Below are 16,672 nucleotides of genomic sequence, written 5' to 3' on the forward strand. Positions count from 1 at the left end.
CCGACCCGTGAGAAGGGAAGTCTCGTGGCGCGCAGGCTCCTGCCGACCCTCCTGTTCTCCCTCACCGCCCTGCTCGGGCTGCTCCCCGCCGCCCAGGCCGCCCCGGCGGACCCCGAACCGGCCGCCGGCCCCGCCGCCGACCCGTACCCCTCCGCCGACGACGTCGACCGGGCCCGGGCCGAGGCCGACCTGAAGGCGGCCTCGATCGCCGGCATCGAGGCCGGGCTCACCGCCGCCAGGGGCGAGCTGGACCGGTCCGGACGGAGCGCCGAACAGGCCGTCGAGGCCTACAACGGCGCCCAGCTCGCCCTCGCCCGCGCCCGCACTGAGGAGACGGCCGCCGCCCGGCGGGCCGCCGCGGCCGAGGCCGACCGGGTCGCCGCGGCCGACGCCGCCGCCCAGCTCGCCGCCGAAACGTACCGGCAGGGCGCCGGCGCCGAACTGTCCGCGCTCAACGCCCTCCTCGGCGCGCACGGGCCGCGCGAGGCCGGCCGCCGCGCCGCCGTGGTCGGCGTCGCCAGCGACCGCACCCGGCAGATCCTCGACGCCGCCACCTCCACGGCCGCCGCCGCGAGCCGGGCCTCCGGCACCGCCCGGGCCGCCACCGAGGCAGCGGGGAAGGCAGCGGTCGAGGTCGGCGCGGCCAAGGGCCGGGCGGAGGCGCGGTTGGCAGCGCAGCAGAGCGAGGTGGCCGCGATCGGCCGCCGCCGCGAACAGCTGCTCGCCGATCTGGCCGCCGCACGGCACACCACCGTCGAGCTGGAGCGGCAGCGCCGCGAGGCCCTGGAGGCGACCGCCGCCCGCGCCGCCGCCGAGAAGGCGGCGGCGGAACAGGCCGCCGCCGAAGCCGCTGCCGCCGCTGCGGCCCAGGCCGGTCCGGCGGCTCCGCCCGCCCGCCCCTGGTCCGCCGAGGGCGCGGCCGCCGCCGTCGCCTTCGCCCGGTCCAAGATCGGCCTGCCGTACATCTGGGGCGGCGAGGGCCCGGCCGGCTACGACTGCTCCGGGCTGACCATGATGGCCTGGCGCGAGGGCGGCAGACAGCTCAACCACTTCGCCGCCGACCAGTACGCCCAGAGCACCCCGATCCGCTACCGCGACCTGCGCCCCGGCGACCTGGTCTTCTGGACCGACACCGGCCGCGCCGCCGACATCCACCACGTCGGCCTCTACATCGGCGACGACCAGATGATCGAGGCGCCCCGCGTCGGCATGCCGATCAAAAAGGCCAGCCTCTGGATCATGGGCACTCCCGACTTCTACGCCCGTCCGTAGCGGTCAGCGCCTCGAACGGGGCGGCCACCATCGGGCCGGTCCTGGTCAGTTGTAGGACGCCGGCTCCTCCCGGCGAGTGCGGAGCAGGATTCCGCTCCAGATCCAGGCGGCGGAGAGCGGGAGCGTCAGGACGGAGACACAGACCGCCTCGCGGGTCCGCGTGGCCATGCGGTCGTCGCAGTTCAACGTCGGGTCGGGAACGAATAAATGAGATGACGTCATCGGGAGCCGGTCGTACGGTGGCCCAATGGGCAACACAACCGATGACGGGGCCGTCGAGACGGTCAACGGGATCCGGATCCGTGCCATCGACGAGGACGAGGTCGCCGCGTGGGACCGCGCGCTCGCCCTCGGTTTCCTGCGCTCGCACGCCGAGAGCGCAGCCGACTACCGCCGCCTGCAGTGGGAGCCGGGGCGGGTGCTCGGCGGCTTCGACGAGGGCCGCTGCATCGCCACCTTCCGCAGCTTCGACGTCGAGCTGACGGTCCCGGGCGGGGCCACCGTCCAGGCCGACGCCATCACCGCCGTCACGGTCAGCGCCACCCACCGCCGGCGCGGTCTGCTCAGCGCGATGATGCGGCGGGACCTGGCCGAGGCCCGCGGGCGCGGCTCGGCGGTGGCCGTCCTGATCGCCGCCGAGTACAACATCTACGGCCGGTACGGCTTCGGCCCGGCCACCCGCGGCCACGGCTGGAACGTCGACCTCAACCGCACCCGCGGCCTGCGCGACGGCCTGCCCACGGTGCCCGGTGGCCGGATCGACTTCGTCACCATGGAGGAGGCCCGCAAGACCGGGGCCGAGCTGCACGACCGCTGGCGGCTCACCCAGCCCGGCGCGCTCGCCCGCGACGAGCTGTGGTGGAAGCGCAACACCGGCGAGGTCAGGGTGCCGGGCTTCGAGTTCAAGGAGCCGTTCGTGGCCGTCCACCGGGACGCCGAGGGCACCGCCACCGGCGCGGTGGCCTACCGGGTCGACGACGCCTGGGACGGCAGCTACCCGAACTGCACCCTCACCGTGGTCGACTTCCTCGCCCTCGACCGGGCCTCGGCCGCCGAGCTGTGGCGGTTCGTACTCTCCGTCGACTGGGTGCGCAAGGTCGTCGTCGAGAACCTCGGCCCGGACGACCCGCTGCCCCTGCTGCTCCAGGACCCGCGCGCCGCCACCCCGTACGTGGACAACGCCGACTTCACCTGGCTGCGGGTGCTCGACGTCGAGGCCGCGTTCAACGCCCGGACGTACGGCGCGCCCGGGCGCGTGGTGCTGGCCGTCGAGGACCGGCTCGGCTTCGCGGCCGGTCGCTGGGCGATCGAGGTCGCGGCCGACGGCACCGGCCGCTGCACCCCCACCGAGGACGCGGCCGACCTCGCCCTGGACGCCTCCGGGCTGGGCACGCTCTACCTGGGCGGCGAGACCGTCCCGCGGCTGGCCGCGGCCGGCCTGATCACCGAGCTGCGCCCGGGCGCGGCCGCGGCGGCGGACCTGCTGCTGCGCACACCGCTGCTGGCCTGGAACCCGGACAACTTCTGAGGTTTCCCGCCTTGCGCCGAGAGCCGGCCCGCTGAGCTGCGGGCCGGCTCTCGGCGTTTCTCAACGTACCGCGCCCAGTGCCTACTTGACGGCCGTCTTGCCGATGGTCGGCAGGATGAAGTCCTGGATCAGCCCCTTGGCGTCCCGGACGATCGGGCGGAACACCCGGTAGCGGGAGAGGTTGATGATCCGGGCCACCATCGGCGTCGAGCGGTGCACGTACTGCCGGGTGCGCTCGGTGTCCTCGGTGCGGTCGAACACCCAGTACAGGACGACGATCATGAGGTTCAGCCAGAGCAGATCGGGCAGCAGCTCGGCGAGTTCGGCGTCCAGCTTGGGGGCCAGGTCGGAGCCGGTGAGCACCTCGCGGAACAGTTCGACGGCGGTGGCCCGCGCCGGGTGGGACTCGTTGGAGAACGGGCTCAGCGCGCTGTTCGGGTCGGCCGCCGTGCGGAAGAACTGGGCGGCGAACTCGTGGTACGGCGTCGCGCAGTCGATCCACGAGGCGACGGCGATCTCCAGACGTTCCGCGAAGTCCCGGGTGCCGGCCAGCCGTCGCCGGGCGTCGGCGGCGTGCTCGTACGTCATCCGGTCGTAGAACCCCTGGATCAGGAATTCCTTGGACGAGAAGTAGTAGTAGGCGTTGCCGACCGAGACGCCCGCCTCGGCGGCGATGGCGCGCATGGTGGTCTTGTCGTAGCCGCGCTCCCGGAAGAGGCGCATCGCGGTCTCCAGGATGAGCGCCCTGGTGGCCTCGCTCTTGTCGGTCTTCGGCTGGGCGCGGCTGCCCCGGGGCTCGACGGGCGGTGCGACCGCTGTCGCCGCCGCGCCACTCTCCGTGCCGGGTGCGGCTGCCGCCTCGGCCGTGCCGCTCGTGCCGTCCGTTCCGTTCGGTCCGTTCGTCGCTTCCAGGTCGTCCACGAGCACGAGCCTAGCCGGAGACCAGACTCCAGCCGGTGTCGGTGCGCGCAGCACCGGATGCCCCCTCCGCATCCGGTGCTGCCGCTCCGCCCCCGTTCATTTCGAACGTGTTCAAAAGCATGCCGGAACTGTAGCGCGTTGGATTGAACATGTTCAACTCCGGGTGTGTGGGAGGCTCGTCACATGATCGGTTCCGATGAGACCACCATCCGGCGCGGCGGGGTGCACGACGCCGAGGCCGTCGCCGACCTGCACGCCCTCAGCTGGCGCACCACCTACCGCGACATCGTCCCCGCCGAGGCGATCGGTGACGGGCTGGCCGCCGAGCGGCGCGAGCTGTGGGCTCTGCGGCTCGCCGCCGACTACGGGGACCCGGCCAACACGCCCGAGCTGCTGATCGCCGAACAGGCCGGGGAGGTCGTCGGGTTCGCGTACCTCGTCCCGCAGTGGGACGGCCGGGTGCTGCTCGACAACCTGCACGTCCACCCCGGTCGCACCGGCGGCGGCATCGGCCGCGCCCTGCTGGCCGAGGCCCGCGCCCACGTCGCGGAGCGGCACCCGGGTGCCGAGCTGTACCTGGAGGTGCTGCAGGACAACACCCGCGCGGTCGCCTTCTACGAGCGCGAGGGCGGCCGGCGGACGGCGACGCAGGAGGGCGCGTTCCCGGGCGGCCACCTGCTGCCCGAGTACGTGTACACCTGGCCGGCGGCGCAGCCGTAGTCAGGCGTCATCAGTTGTAGTCGTAGACCGTCACCGGCACCCCCCGCTCCACCAGCCGGGCCGCGACCAGCGGTTCGACCCGCTCCCAGCGCCCGCCCGCCAGGCCGCAGCCGATGCGCGGCATGTGGACGGAGGCGCCGAGTTCGAGCGCCCGCTCGCCCAGGGCCGTCAGCGCGGCGTCGATGGCCTCGTACCGCACCGGCACGCCCGTCGAACGCGCCGTCCGGATACCGCGCTGGCCGACCATGTTGGCCACCCAGACGTACGGTTCGACCCGCACCAGCTGGAGCGCGCCCAGCCCGAAGTCGTTCCGCGCCCGCTCCCGGTGCCAGCGCCGGTACGCCGCCTCGGGCTCGGGCCAGCGCTTCGATATCCCGACGACGAAGCCCTTGCCCCAGCCGCCGAGGTCGTTGCAGACATGCGCGATCACCTTGACGCCCTTGGCCTGGGGCGCGGTGGCGTCGCCTCGGACGTACGTGATCGTCGACATGCTCGAACGCTAACGCGCCACGCCGACAGTTCGTTCGGAATTTCCGAGCGCCCGGGAGCCCGTCAGGTGGCGCCGCCCGGCGAGGGCGATCAGCACGGCGAGAACGGCCGCCCCGGCGGGCAGCACGTAGCCGGTGCCGGGCGAGGCGTGCTCGGCGACCGTCCCGGCGAGCGCGGCGCCGGCCGAGATGCCGACCACGATGCCGGACACCGCCACCGCCATGCCCTCGTTCAACTGCCGCTGCGGCAGCAGCTCCTGGATCAGAGTCATGCCGGTAACCATGGTCGGCGCGGTGCCCGTGCCGGCCGCGAACAGCGCAACCCCGAGCAGGCCGAGGCCGGCTCCGCCCAGCCCGGCGGCGAGCGGCAGGAGCAGCAGCGCGGCCATCGCCGCGACCCCGCGCAGGAAGCGCTTGCCCGGTGCCCCGCGCGGCGCCAGCAGCCCGAACAGCAGCCCGGCGACGCAGGAACCGGCCGCCACCAGCGCCAACAGCCCTCCCGCGACCGGCTTGTGGCCGAGCGCGTCGGCGTACGCGACGGTGGTGATCTCCATCGAGCCGAAGACCGCGCCGGTGGCGAGGAAGGTCAGCACCAGGACGCGCAGCCCGGGCACGCGCAGCGGCGAGCCCTGGCGTCCCTGCGGGGAGAGTCCGGTCAGGGGCGGTTCGGTGCGGCGCTGGGCGGCGAACAGCAGGGCGCCGGTGGTGCCTATCGTCCCGGCGGTGAGCAGTCCGGCCTCCGGCGCGACCGTCGTGCACAGCAGCATCCCGAGGGCCGGCCCGGCCATGAAGCAGAGCTCGTCCAGCGACTGTTCGAAGGAGTTGGCCAGGTGCCGGGCGGCCGGGTCGGCCCGGTAGAGGTGCGCCCAGCGGGCCCGCGCCATGCCGCCCAGGTTGGGCGCCGCCGCGCCGGCCGCCCAGCAGGCGTAGAGGGTCCAGTCGGGCGCGCCGAGCCGGACGCAGAGCAGCAGGCAGAGGAGCGGTACGGCGTTGTACAGCGTGGCCGGGACGGTCACCCGCGCCTGCCCGTACCGGTCGACCAGCCGCCCGAGCAGCGGCATCCCGATCGCGCCGGTGGCCAGCCCGGCCGCCGCGACGGTGCCCGCGAGCGCGTACGAGCCGCGCCGCTCGGCGATCAGCACCACCAGCGAGACGCCCGTCATCGAGAGCGCGAGCCGGCCGAGCAGCCCGGCCAGGGTGAAGGCGGCGGTGCCGGGGGCCGCGAACAGCCGCCGGTAGGACGCGAAAAGGGCATGCGAAGGCATGGGGCTCCTGGGGAGACGTGGGGGATGCCCCCAGCCTCGCCCGGCCGTCCGCCGCCGGTCCAACACCTGTTCCGCCGCACTGACAACACGGTGTTGTCAATCCGCCGCGTTGTTAATCTGCCGCCATGCCCGTCGACCTGCACCCCCGCCTGCTCCGCGGCTTCGTCGCGACCGCCGAGACGCTGCACTTCGGCCGGGCCGCCGGGCGGCTGCACGTGGCCCAGCAGGCGCTCAGCCGGGACGTCCGCATGCTGGAGCGGCTGCTCGGCGACGCCCTGTTCACCCGCACCACCCGCAGCGTCGAACTCACCCCGGCCGGGCTGCGGTTGCTGCCCCAAGCCCGCCAACTCCTCGCCCTGCACGACGAGATCGTCGCGGGCGCCGCCGAGCGACCGCTGCTGCTGGACCTCAACAGCGACGTCACCGGCCCCGACCTCACCGCCGACCGGGTCCTCGCCCGGGCCCGCGCCGCCCGGCCGGAGGGCGACCTGCTGGCCCGCTTCCACGGCGGCCTCGCGGCGGCCGCCGTCGAACTGTTGGCCCACCGGCTGGACGTCTCGTTCGGCCGCTTCGCCGGGCTGACCGCCGAGCTGCGCGGCCAACTCGCCCAGCTGCCGGTCCGGCTGGAGCGGATGTCGGTGATGATGGCGGACACCCACCCGCTGGCCGGCCGCCCGGTGCTGCGCCTCGCCGACCTGGCCGGGCACCCCGTCGACATCTGCGCGGGCAACCCGGCCACCACCGAGTGGGCCGACCTCGGCGCCCGGTTGCTGCGCGAGCACGGCCTGACGGCGGCGGCGCCGTACGTGCCGCCGGTGGGCGTGGACGAGACCGCCCGGTACCTCGCCCGGCACGGCGACCCGATGCTGACCACGGTCGGCGGCCCGCACATCCCGGGCGCGGTGAACGTGCCCCTGGTCGAACCGGTCCCGCTCAGCCTGGTCAGCCTGGTCCACCGCCCGGGCCTGCGGCACCCCGGCCTGACCGCACTGGCCGATGCGGCAGCGGCCCTCGGCGCAGCCGAGGCCTGGCTGCGCCGCCCCGCAGGCAGCTGGCTGCCGACAGCGGACGCGGCGCTGCTCCCGGGCTGAGCCCGGCCGGCGCTGCCCCCGCGCCGCCGCCCGCCCTGCGCCCCCCCGCATCGGAATTACCGGGCCCCCGGCGGTTGTTGTGCCCGGAGACGCGCACCGCCCCTGCCGCTCGGGGGGCGGCAGGGGCGGTGCGGGTACGCCGGGGTGGCGGCAGTGGGTGGCCGGGTCAGGCCGCCTTGACGGCGGAGATGTCGAAGCTGAGCTTCACCTTCTCGCCGATCAGCACGCCGCCGGTCTCCAGCGCCGCGTTGTAGGTCAGCCCGAAGTCGGTGCGGTCGACGACGGCAGTGCCCTCGAAGCCGACCCGCTCGGCGCCGTAGGCGTCGGTGGCGCTGCCGGTGTAGTCGAGGTCCAGGACGATCGGGCGGGTGGTGTCCTTGATCGTCAGCTCGCCGCTCATCCGGTAGGAGTCGCCGCGCAGCCGCTCGGTGGAGGTGCTGCGGAAGCGGATCTCCGGGAAGGAGTCGGCGGCGAAGAAGTCGCCGGTGCGCAGGTGCTCGTCGCGCTGGGCCTGGTTGGTGTCGATGCTGGCGACCTTGATCACCAGTTCGGCGGAGGAATTGCCGGGCGTGGTGCCGTCCAGGTGCAACTTGCCGTCGTAGTCGGTGAAGCGGCCCTTGACGTTGGTGACCATCGCGTGGCGGACCGAGAAGCCGATCTCGCTGTGCGTGGTGTCGATCGCCCAGTCGCCGGTCAGGTGGGCGAGGGTCGGGCCGGCCGGGGTCTCGGCGACGGCGACGGTGGTGGTCTTGGTGCGGTTGAACAGGCCCATGGCTCCTCCTCGGGTTCGAAGCCACTTGTTTAGGCTTCAACTTTCTGGACTCCACCATAGACCCACTTCGTTCAAACTTCAACCACATCGGAGCTCGGACGTGTCGGACCCCGCAGTTAGTCTTCGAGGACGCCCCCGCCGCCCCGCTGCCCCCCGCCCAGCCGCCCCCGAGAGAGGCCCGCCCATGTTCGTCCTGCACGCGCTCTGGCGCGCGGACGGCCGGCTGGCGCTCTGGGCCGAGGACGCCCGCCGCTACCCCACCGCGACGGCCGGCGAGCCGCCCGCCCGGCCGGCCCCGCGCGCCCACCCCTACGCCTGCCCGGCCACCGAGGTGGCCGCCGTGCTCGGCGGGATCGGGCCGGGCCTCGGCTGGCTGGCCGGCCAGGCGCCCGAGCGCTGGGCCACCCTGCTGCTGCCCACCGTCGGCGGCCTGCCCGCGCCCTCGCCCGACCTGTCGGTCGCTCCCGTGCGCGGCGGGGCGGCGCTCGCGCCCTGGCGGGTGCCCGCGCTGGTCTTCGACGCCGGGGCGGCGGCCCAGCTGCTGGGTGAGGTCTTCGACCCGCACTGGGCCGTGACCGGCACGGATCTGCCCGGCGCCGGGCGTGTCGAGGTGATCTACGGGCCGTCGCTGCGCTGGCTCACCGGGGTGCACGACCTCGCCTGGCGGACGGTCGGCGGCGGCCGGGTGCTGCCGCTGCCGGTCGTGGCGGACGGTGCCCCGCAGGCGCGCTGGCGGCCGGACCTGACGCCCGCCGGTCGCCGCGAGGCCGCCGCCCTCGCGGCCGGCTGTCCGCCGCTCGCGCTGGGGGAGTGGCCCGCCACCGATGTCACCGGCGAGGCGCTGGTGGACGCCGCGCTGACCGCCCTGGCGGACGCCGAGGCCAGGGCCGCCCTCGCCGCCGCGCCGCCGCTGCTGCGCGGCGCCGCCACCGCGACGGGCGCGGCCGAGCACTGGCTGACGGCCCTGTCCACCCCGGACGGCACGTTCACCGCAGACCCGGAGGACCTCGCCGAACTGCACCGCCGGATCTCCGCCTGGTATGCCGCCGCCGAGCCCGCCGACCCCGCGCTGCGGCTCTGCTTCCGCCTGCTGGAGCCCCTCGGGCCGGACGCGGACGACCCCGAGGGCCGCCCGTCCGACGACGCCTGGCAGGTGGAGTTCCTGCTCCAGGCCGTCGACGAGCCCTCCCTGCTGGTCCGCGCCGCCGACCTGCACGAGGGCGGCGCCGCGCTCGCCGCCCTCGCCCGCAAGGCCGAGGATCCGGCCGGCGTACTGGCCGCCGAACTCGCCCGCGCCGCCCACCGATGGCCCGAGCTGGACGGGCTGCGCCACCGCTCCCGCCCGTCCGGCCTCCCGCTCGACCGGGCCGGGGCGCTGGACTTCCTGCGCGTGGCCGCCCCAGCCCTGGCGGAGAGCGGCTTTGGTGTGCTGCTGCCCGCCTGGTGGCGCCGGAAGCCCCGGCTCGGGCTCGCCCTGCGCGTCACCACCCCGCCCGCGCCCGGCTCGCTGGCCGTCACCAGCCAGGTGGACCGGGACGCCGTGGTCGCGTTCCGCTGGCAGGCCGCGCTCGGCCCGGACGGCGATCCGCTCAGCGAGCGGGAGCTCGCCGAACTCGCTGCCGCCAAGCAGGGGTTGGTGCGGGTGCGGGGCACCTGGCTGGAGGCCGACCCGGCGCAGATCGCCGCTGCGCTGTCCTTCCTCAGCCACCAGCGGGACGGCGCCCTCGCCACAACACAGGTGCTGCGGCTGGCACTTGACCCGGAGGCCACGGTCGCCGGGCTGCCCGTCACCGCCGTCCGGGCGGACGGCCCGCTCGGCGACCTGCTCGCGGGCCGGTCCGCCCCCGCCCCGGCCCCCGTCCTCCCGCCGGACTTCCGCGCGACCCTCCGTCCGTACCAGGAAAGGGGGTTGGCCTGGCTGCGGACGATGGCCGGGCTCGGCCTGGGGGCCGTCCTGGCCGACGACATGGGCCTCGGCAAGACCGTCCAGACCCTCGCCCTGCTGGCCGCCGAGCAGGCGGAACGCACCGAGCAGGCCGAGCGCACTGACCGAGCCGAAGGCACCGGCCACGGCCCGACCCTGCTGGTCTGCCCGATGTCCCTGGTCGGCAACTGGCAGCGCGAGGCCGAGCGCTTCGCCCCCGGCCTGCGCCGGTACGTCCACCACGGCTCCGGCCGCCTCGGACCGGACGAACTCGCCGCCGCCGTCCGCGACACCGACCTCGTCATCACCACCTACGGCCTGGTCCAGCGCGACCTCGCCGCCCTCCGGAAGGTCCGCTGGCGCCGGGTCGTCGCCGACGAGGCGCAGCACGTCAAGAACGCCGGCACCGCCCAGGCCCGGGCGATCCGCGCGCTGCCCGTCACCGTCCACCGGATCGCCCTGACCGGCACCCCGGTGGAGAACCGGCTGTCCGAGCTGCACGCCGTCCTGGACTTCGCCAACCCCGGGCTGCTCGGCCCGGCCGAGCGCTTCAAGGAGCGCTACGCGATCCCGGTCGAGCTGCACCGCAGCCCCGACCGCACCGCCGAACTCCGGCGCCGCACAGGCCCGTTCGTCCTGCGCCGGCTCAAGACCGACCCGGCGTTGGCGGCCGAGCTGCCCGCCAAGCAGGAGATGACCGTCTGGTGCAATCTCACCGCCGAACAGGCCGGCCTCTACCAGGCGGTGGTGGCCGACCTGTTGCAGCGAGTCGAGGGCATCAAGGGCGTGGAGCGGCGCGGCACGGTGCTGGCCGCGATCGGCAAGCTCAAGCAGGTGTGCAACCACCCGGCCCAACTGCTGCACGACGGTTCGGCGTTGGGCGAGCGCTCGGGCAAGGTCGCCCGGCTGGCCGAACTCCTCGAAGAGGCGCTCGCCGAGGGTGATCGCACGCTGGTCTTCACCCAGTACGCCGAGTTCGGCGCGATGCTCCGCCCGTACCTGGCCCGGCGGCTCGGTGAGGAGGTGCTCTACCTGCACGGCGGGCTCTCCCGGGGCCGCCGCGAGGAACTCGTCCAGCGGTTCCAATCCCCGGACGGGCCAAGGGTGTTCATCCTCTCGCTGCGGGCCGGCGGTACCGGCCTCAACCTGACCGCCGCCACCCAGGTGATCCACCTCGACCGCTGGTGGAACCCGGCGGTCGAGGAGCAGGCCACCGACCGCGCGTTCCGGATCGGCCAGCGCCGGGACGTCCAGGTCCGCCGGCTGGTCTGCGTCGGCACGGTCGAGGAGCGGATCGACGAACTCCTCGCCGCCAAACGCTCGTTGGCCGACACGGTGGTGGGGGAGGGTGAGCGCTGGCTCACCGACCTGCCCGCCGACGCACTGCGCGAACTGGTCGAGCTCACCCGCGACGACGCGGTGGCCGAGGAGGAGGACGGATGACCGAGCACGACCCCGCAGCCGTGAACGCCCCGGCCGTGAACGTCGCCGCCGTGAACGTCGCCGCCTACTGGCGCGGCGACTTCACCCTGCGCGCGGAGGAGCCGGAGGAGGAGGGCGAACCCTCGCTGCGCCGCCTCGGCCCGTCCGGCATCACCGTGCGCGGACGCGACCTCGCGGCCCTGCTCGCCCCCGCGTATGACACCTTCCGCGGCTGACCCCGCCCTGCTCGACAGGGCTTACAACACCCTCCGCTCCCGCAGCCCCCGCCCGGATGTCACATCCGCAGCCGCCGCCCGGTCGTCCAGGTGAGAGCCCACCACCGGGTGGGCCCACGCGACGACCGAGGAGATCCGCCATGGCCCGCATCTCGCTCACCCCGCCCCGCACTCCGCTGCTGCGCCTCGCCGAGTGGTACTCCCGCCGCTCCTACGGCAAGGTGCTCGACCCGGGCCTCGCCCTCGGCCACAACCCCCGGGTGCTGCGCGACTACTTCTCCCTGGAGCGCCGCGCCGCCGGCTGGAAGGCGCTCGACCCCGGGCTCAAGCACCTCGCCGTGATGGCCGCCGCCGCCCGGATCAACTGCTCCTGGTGCATGGACTTCGGCTACTGGGAGGGCACGCAGCTCGGCCTGTCCCCCGAGAAGATCGCCAAGGTGCCGCAGTGGCGCGAGCATCGCGACGCCTTCGGCCCGCTGGAGCTGCTGGTGCTGGAGTACGCCGACGCGATGTGCGAGACCGAACCGGCCGTCACCGACGCGCTGGCTGAGGAACTGCTCCTTTGCCTCGGCGAGGCCGCCTTCGTCGAACTGACCGTCATGATCGCCCTGGAGAACCTCCGCTCCCGGATGAACAGCGCCCTCGGCCTCACCAGCCAGGGCTTCTCCGATGCCTGTGCGGTACCGTCGGCCGGGTGACGGACACCTCCAGCGCACCCGATCTGCAGGCCTTCGAGCAGCACCGGCGAATGATCTTCGGCATCGCCTACCGGATGCTCGGCAGCATCGCCGACGCCGAGGACCTGGTCCAGGACACCTGGCTGCGCTGGAGCCAGGTCACCGGCCCGGTCGCCAACCCGGGCGGCTACCTGGCCCGGACGGTCACCAACCTCGCCCTCAACCGGCTCGACTCGGCCGCCGTCCGCCGCGAGTCCTACGTCGGCCCGTGGCTGCCCGAGCCGCTGGTCAGCGAGCCCGATGCGACCGAGGACGTCGAACGGGCCGAGACGGTCTCGCTGGCCGTGCTGGTGCTGCTGGAGAGCCTCTCCCCGCTGGAGCGGGCGGTCTTCGTACTCAAGGAGGTCTTCGGCTTCTCCTACAAGGAGATCGCCGAGTCCCTGGACCGCACGGAGGCCGCCTGCCGCCAGGTCGGCAGCCGCGCCAAGGCGCACGTCCACGCCGGCCGGCCGCGCTACGACGCCCCGCCGGAGCTGCGCCGCCGGGCCACCGACGAGTTCCTCGCGGCCTGCGTCGGCGGCGACCTCAACCGGATGCTGGAACTGCTCGCCCCCGACGTCACCTCGTGGACCGACGGCGGCGGCGTCGTCCAGGCCGCGCGCCGCCCGATCCACGGCGCCGACCAGGTGGCCCGCTTCATCCTCGGGCTGTTCCGCAAGCTGGGCGAGCACGCCGCCGCCCGCCCGGTCCTCGTCAACGGCCAGCCCGGCCTGCTGCTCACCCTGGACGGCGCGGTCGACTCCGTCACCGTGTTCGACTTCGTCGAAGGACCCGACGGCGAGCCGCGGATCGCCGCGATGCGTGCCGTCCGCAACCCGCACAAGCTCACGCACCTCACCACCGGCGGAAGCGGGGCTTGACCCTCGACCTGGTCGAGCCACCAGAGTCACCGGCATGGAGAGCGACCTGCACAGCATCGGCGAACTGGCCCGCGCCAGCGGCCTGGGCGTCGGCACCCTGCGCTACTACGACGGCGCCGACGTGCTCACCCCCGCCCGGGTCGACCCGCACACCGGCTACCGCTGGTACGGGCCCCGGCAGCTCGCCGACGCCCGGCTACTCGCCCGGCTGCGCCGCGTCGGCCTGCCGCTGGCCGCGATCCGCGCCGTGCTCGGCGCCGCCCCCGGCTCCGGCGAGGCCCACCGGGTGGTGGACGCCCACCTGCGCCGCCTGGAGGACGGCCTCGCCGACGCCCGCCGCGAGCTCTCCCTGATCCGCACGCTGATCGACCAGAGGGAGAACCCGATGACCACCGCCCCCGCCGAACTCCGGCTCACCGTCCCGGCCCAGGACCTGGCGGCCGCCCTCGACGCGGTCCGCCACGCGGTCGGTGCCGACCCCGAACTCCCGGTCCTCGCCGGGGTGCTGTTCGACCTGGACGGTGCGGTGCTGCGCCTGGTCGCCACCGACCGGTACCGGATGGCGCTCGCCGAAGTGCCCCTCCCCGAACTGCCTCTCCCCGCCGTGCCTCTCCCCGCTGTGCCCGACACCGCTGTGCCCGACACCGCGCCGCCCGCCGGCGCGATCGTCCCCACGGCCCTGGTGGACGCCCTCCGCGCCCTGCTCGGTGCGGGCGCCGCCGAGGCCGAACTGACCCTCGGCGGCGGCCAATTCCGCGCCGGGACCGGCGGCCACCGGATCGAGGGCGCCACCCTGGACCTCGACTACCCCGACTACCGCGTCCTCACCCGGCTCGACCCGCAGCACCGGGTCGGCCTGCCCGCCGCCGCCCTGCGCGGCGCCGTCGAGTCCGGCGCCACCCGCACCCTGCCGTCCGGCCCGCACGGCGAGGACTGCGTGGTCACCGTCCTCGCCCTCGGCCCGGACGGCCGTCTCGCGGTCGCCCCGGCGGATACCGAGCCCGCACCCGGCGAGGTCCGGGTCGCGGTCAACCGGGACTTCCTGCTGGACGCCCTGCGGGCCGGCCGGCCCGAGCAGCTGGTCCTCGAACTCGGCGGCCCGATCGCCCCCTTGGCGATCCGCACGCCCGGCCGGGATGGCACCTTCTCCATCCTGATGCCGGTCCGGGTGCCCGAACTCGTGTGATCCGCCGAGTGATCCGGACGTCCGGTACTTCCTGGGCTCGTCGGCATGGGAACCCCGGGGGACTCCGTCACCGCCTGGGCGGCACTCGCGCCCGCCGCCTGCCGCTGCCTGGAACTCGCCCACCAGGCCTGGTGCCACGGTGGCCTGCCGGTCGGCGCGGTGCTCACCGACGCGGCCGGCGCGATCGTCACCCAGGGCCGCAACCGCGCCTACGACCCCCCGGGCGGGCCGGACCCCCTCCAGGGCACCCCGCCCGCGCATGCCGAACTGAACGCGCTCGCCCGCGCCCGGACCGGCTGGGACCTCGCCACCCACACCCTGTGGAGCAGCCACCGCCCCTGCGCGATGTGTGCGGCGGCGGCCGCCTTCACCGGCGTCGGGACGGTCCGCTACCTCGCCGACGACCCGTGGCCGTCGCCGCCGGCCACCGGCCCACCGCCGCCGTCCCCCTCCTCGGCCCCGCCGAGGACCGCTGGACGGCGGTGGTGGCCACCGCCCTCTCCCTCGCCGACACCGTCCGCACCGCCGGCCCCGCCCTCGCCGCGGACCCACCGACCACCCGCCTGGCCATCACCCGGCGACCACCCCCGACCTTCCTCCCGACCTCCCGACCCTCCTCACCACCCTCTGGCCCCGCATCACCGAGGCCGCCACCCGCTAGGGTCCAGGACCCGTTTGCTGCTGCTAGCGGCCTGCTTGCATTTGCAAGCGCTGTGTTGCACGCTGTGGGTATGGCCTCACTGAACGTCGGCTCGCTGGGCGAGTACATCCGCGAGCAGCGCCGGAACGCGCAGTACTCGTTGCGGCAGTTGGCGGAGGCCGCCGGCGTGTCCAACCCCTACCTCAGCCAGATCGAGCGAGGGTTGCGCAAGCCGAGTGCGGAGATCCTCCAGCAGATCGCGAAGGCGCTGCGGATCTCCGCGGAGACGCTGTACGTCCAGGCCGGGATTCTGGAGGAGCGGCGGGGCGAGGGCCTGGAGCTGCGGGCCTCGATCCTGGCCGATCCGCTGATCAACGAGCAGCAGAAGCAGGCGCTGCTCGCGGTCTACGACGCCTTTCTCAAGGAGAACGCCGCCCTGCGGGGCACGGTGGCCGACGCCGAACCTGCGGCCGACACCGCCACTCCGACCGACGGCTCAGCCACCTAGACACCGGGAGGACCGGTCATGCCGATCACCGACGAGATCAAGAAGACCCTCACCGACCCGACCCCGCTGTACGCCCTCGCCGGCGCCGGCGACCTCGCCTACGAGAAACTGCGCGAGGTGCCGGGCAGGGTCGAGGCGCTGGCCGCGGACCGCAAGGGCGCGCAGGAGAAGGCCGGCGCCAAGCTCCAGGAGGCGCAGGCGAAGCTGGCCGAGGCGCAGGCCAGGGTCACGGACACCGTCACCATGCTCCCCACCGACTTGAAGGCCCTGCAGGAGCGCGCCCAGGACTTCGCCCTCCAGCAGGTGGGCCGCGCGGTCGAGTTGGCGGTGAAGGCGAAGGAGACGTACGACGAGCTGGCCGAGCGCGGCAAGGTCGTGGTCGAGCGCACCCGCCCGGGCTCGCCGGACGTGCCCGCCGAGCCCGAGCTGCTGGAGGCCGAGGTGGTCTCGGACGAGATGGCCGAGGACGAGGTGGTCGAGGCCGACGCCGAGCCCGTGCCGAAGAAGAACGCCCGGGCCCGGAAGGGCGTCGACGGCGGCGAGTGAAGCGCCGCCGAACGGGGCACATCCGGTGACCGCGGAACGTTGACACCTGGGCGAACGGTTCGCCGTGCCAGGATGGACGGCGGCCCACACGCCGGAGCCGAGAGACAGAGGAGACCGCGATGGGCGGAGTGGCCCAGATTCTGGACCTGGCCTATCTGAACCCGATCTGGTGGTTGTCCGTCGCCATCCTGGGCTTCAAACTGTTCGCCCTGCTCGACGGCGCCTCGCGCCGCGAGGACGCCTACCGGGCGGCGGACAAGAAGACCAAGCCGTTCTGGCTGACGATCCTGGCGATCGCGTTCGGCTGGGACCTGCTGTTCGGGGCGAACTTCTTCACCGGCATCGGGACGCTCGCCGGCCTGGTCGCCTCGATCGTCTACATGGTGGACGTGCGCCCGGCGATCCGGGAGCTGACCAACCGCGGCGGCCGGGGCGGCGGCCGGAACAACATGGGGCCGTACGGACCCTGGTAGACCGCGAGCCGCACGGACAGCACGAGCTCGGACAGAACGACCGCCGACAGAACGACCCCGCCCGGGCAGGTGAAGCACCTGCC

General features: G+C 74.4%; 18 protein-coding genes. 13 read left to right on the forward strand and 5 right to left on the reverse strand.

What is annotated here, in order from left to right; translation table 11 throughout:
- The first annotated feature begins 24 nt into the window (after positions 1-24).
- Positions 25-1,272, forward strand: coding sequence for a C40 family peptidase (locus KV557_RS44420; RefSeq protein ID WP_218199048.1), 1,248 nt, complete (start codon positions 25-27; stop codon positions 1,270-1,272).
- Between the two features lie 45 nt (positions 1,273-1,317).
- On the opposite strand, the gene KV557_RS42360 is transcribed toward KV557_RS44420, so the two are convergent.
- Positions 1,318-1,440 carry a hypothetical protein gene (locus KV557_RS42360; protein ID WP_256177076.1) on the reverse strand — a complete coding sequence of 41 codons (123 nt, stop codon included), beginning with the start codon at positions 1,438-1,440 and terminating at the stop codon, positions 1,318-1,320.
- 79 nt (positions 1,441-1,519) lie between these two features.
- Here KV557_RS42360 and KV557_RS07995 point away from each other — a divergent pair, with 79 nt between their 5' ends.
- On the forward strand, positions 1,520-2,800 hold the full coding sequence (locus KV557_RS07995) for a GNAT family N-acetyltransferase (RefSeq protein WP_218199049.1): 1,281 nt from the start codon (positions 1,520-1,522) through the stop codon (positions 2,798-2,800).
- Between the two features lie 81 nt (positions 2,801-2,881).
- Here the strand turns inward: KV557_RS07995 and KV557_RS08000 are convergent, their stop codons facing one another.
- Positions 2,882-3,721: a TetR/AcrR family transcriptional regulator gene (locus tag KV557_RS08000; protein ID WP_374106602.1), complete on the reverse strand. Its 840-nt coding sequence runs from the start codon at positions 3,719-3,721 to the stop codon at positions 2,882-2,884.
- 183 nt (positions 3,722-3,904) lie between these two features.
- Between KV557_RS08000 and KV557_RS08005 the strand changes: the two genes are divergently transcribed.
- Entirely contained in the window at positions 3,905-4,441 is a 537-nt protein-coding gene (locus KV557_RS08005) for a GNAT family N-acetyltransferase (RefSeq protein ID WP_218199050.1), read from the forward strand.
- Between the two features lie 10 nt (positions 4,442-4,451).
- Here KV557_RS08005 and KV557_RS08010 read toward each other — a convergent pair whose 3' ends face one another.
- Both KV557_RS08010 and KV557_RS08015 read right to left on the reverse strand, forming a co-directional pair.
- Positions 4,452-4,931 carry a macro domain-containing protein gene (locus KV557_RS08010; RefSeq protein ID WP_218199051.1) on the reverse strand — a complete coding sequence of 160 codons (480 nt, stop codon included), beginning with the start codon at positions 4,929-4,931 and terminating at the stop codon, positions 4,452-4,454.
- Positions 4,932-4,940: 9 nt separating this feature from the next.
- Positions 4,941-6,194: an MFS transporter gene (locus tag KV557_RS08015; RefSeq protein ID WP_218199052.1), complete on the reverse strand. Its 1,254-nt coding sequence runs from the start codon at positions 6,192-6,194 to the stop codon at positions 4,941-4,943.
- Positions 6,195-6,319: 125 nt separating this feature from the next.
- Between KV557_RS08015 and KV557_RS08020 the strand changes: the two genes are divergently transcribed.
- A complete protein-coding gene (locus KV557_RS08020) occupies positions 6,320-7,285 on the forward strand; it encodes a LysR family transcriptional regulator (protein ID WP_218199053.1) in 966 nt (321 codons plus the stop codon).
- A gap of 166 nt (positions 7,286-7,451) precedes the next feature.
- Here KV557_RS08020 and KV557_RS08025 read toward each other — a convergent pair whose 3' ends face one another.
- On the reverse strand, positions 7,452-8,057 hold the full coding sequence (locus KV557_RS08025) for a YceI family protein (RefSeq protein ID WP_218199054.1): 606 nt from the start codon (positions 8,055-8,057) through the stop codon (positions 7,452-7,454).
- A gap of 184 nt (positions 8,058-8,241) precedes the next feature.
- Here KV557_RS08025 and KV557_RS08030 point away from each other — a divergent pair, with 184 nt between their 5' ends.
- The 9 genes from KV557_RS08030 to KV557_RS08070 all read left to right on the forward strand — a co-directional run bounded on the left by KV557_RS08030 (position 8,242) and on the right by KV557_RS08070 (position 16,589).
- Positions 8,242-11,424 carry a DEAD/DEAH box helicase gene (locus KV557_RS08030; protein WP_218199055.1) on the forward strand — a complete coding sequence of 1,061 codons (3,183 nt, stop codon included), beginning with the start codon at positions 8,242-8,244 and terminating at the stop codon, positions 11,422-11,424.
- On the forward strand, positions 11,421-11,639 hold the full coding sequence (locus KV557_RS08035) for a hypothetical protein (RefSeq protein WP_218199056.1): 219 nt from the start codon (positions 11,421-11,423) through the stop codon (positions 11,637-11,639). The genes KV557_RS08030 and KV557_RS08035 overlap by 4 nt, the downstream gene beginning before the upstream one ends.
- 140 nt (positions 11,640-11,779) lie before the next feature.
- Entirely contained in the window at positions 11,780-12,337 is a 558-nt protein-coding gene (locus tag KV557_RS08040) for a carboxymuconolactone decarboxylase family protein (protein ID WP_218199057.1), read from the forward strand.
- Positions 12,334-13,236 (forward strand): RNA polymerase sigma-70 factor, encoded by a 903-nt coding sequence (locus KV557_RS08045; RefSeq protein ID WP_218199058.1) that lies wholly within the window; start codon positions 12,334-12,336, stop codon positions 13,234-13,236. Before KV557_RS08040 ends, KV557_RS08045 begins: the two co-directional genes overlap by 4 nt.
- A gap of 34 nt (positions 13,237-13,270) precedes the next feature.
- Positions 13,271-14,422, forward strand: coding sequence for a DNA polymerase III subunit beta family protein (locus KV557_RS08050; RefSeq protein ID WP_218199059.1), 1,152 nt, complete (start codon positions 13,271-13,273; stop codon positions 14,420-14,422).
- 45 nt (positions 14,423-14,467) lie between these two features.
- Positions 14,468-15,166, forward strand: coding sequence for a deaminase (locus KV557_RS08055; RefSeq protein WP_218199060.1), 699 nt, complete (start codon positions 14,468-14,470; stop codon positions 15,164-15,166).
- A complete protein-coding gene (locus KV557_RS08060; protein WP_218199061.1) occupies positions 15,154-15,570 on the forward strand; it encodes a helix-turn-helix domain-containing protein in 417 nt (138 codons plus the stop codon). Before KV557_RS08055 ends, KV557_RS08060 begins: the two co-directional genes overlap by 13 nt.
- 18 nt (positions 15,571-15,588) lie before the next feature.
- The gene (locus KV557_RS08065; RefSeq protein ID WP_218199062.1) at positions 15,589-16,116 is read left to right on the forward strand and encodes a hypothetical protein; all 528 of its coding nucleotides are present in this window, start codon (positions 15,589-15,591) and stop codon (positions 16,114-16,116) included.
- Between the two features lie 119 nt (positions 16,117-16,235).
- The gene (locus tag KV557_RS08070; protein ID WP_218199063.1) at positions 16,236-16,589 is read left to right on the forward strand and encodes a DUF2516 family protein; all 354 of its coding nucleotides are present in this window, start codon (positions 16,236-16,238) and stop codon (positions 16,587-16,589) included.
- Positions 16,590-16,672 lie beyond the last annotated feature (83 nt).

Source organism: Kitasatospora aureofaciens, from assembly GCF_019192735.1.
Classification (GTDB): domain Bacteria; phylum Actinomycetota; class Actinomycetes; order Streptomycetales; family Streptomycetaceae; genus Kitasatospora; species Kitasatospora aureofaciens_A.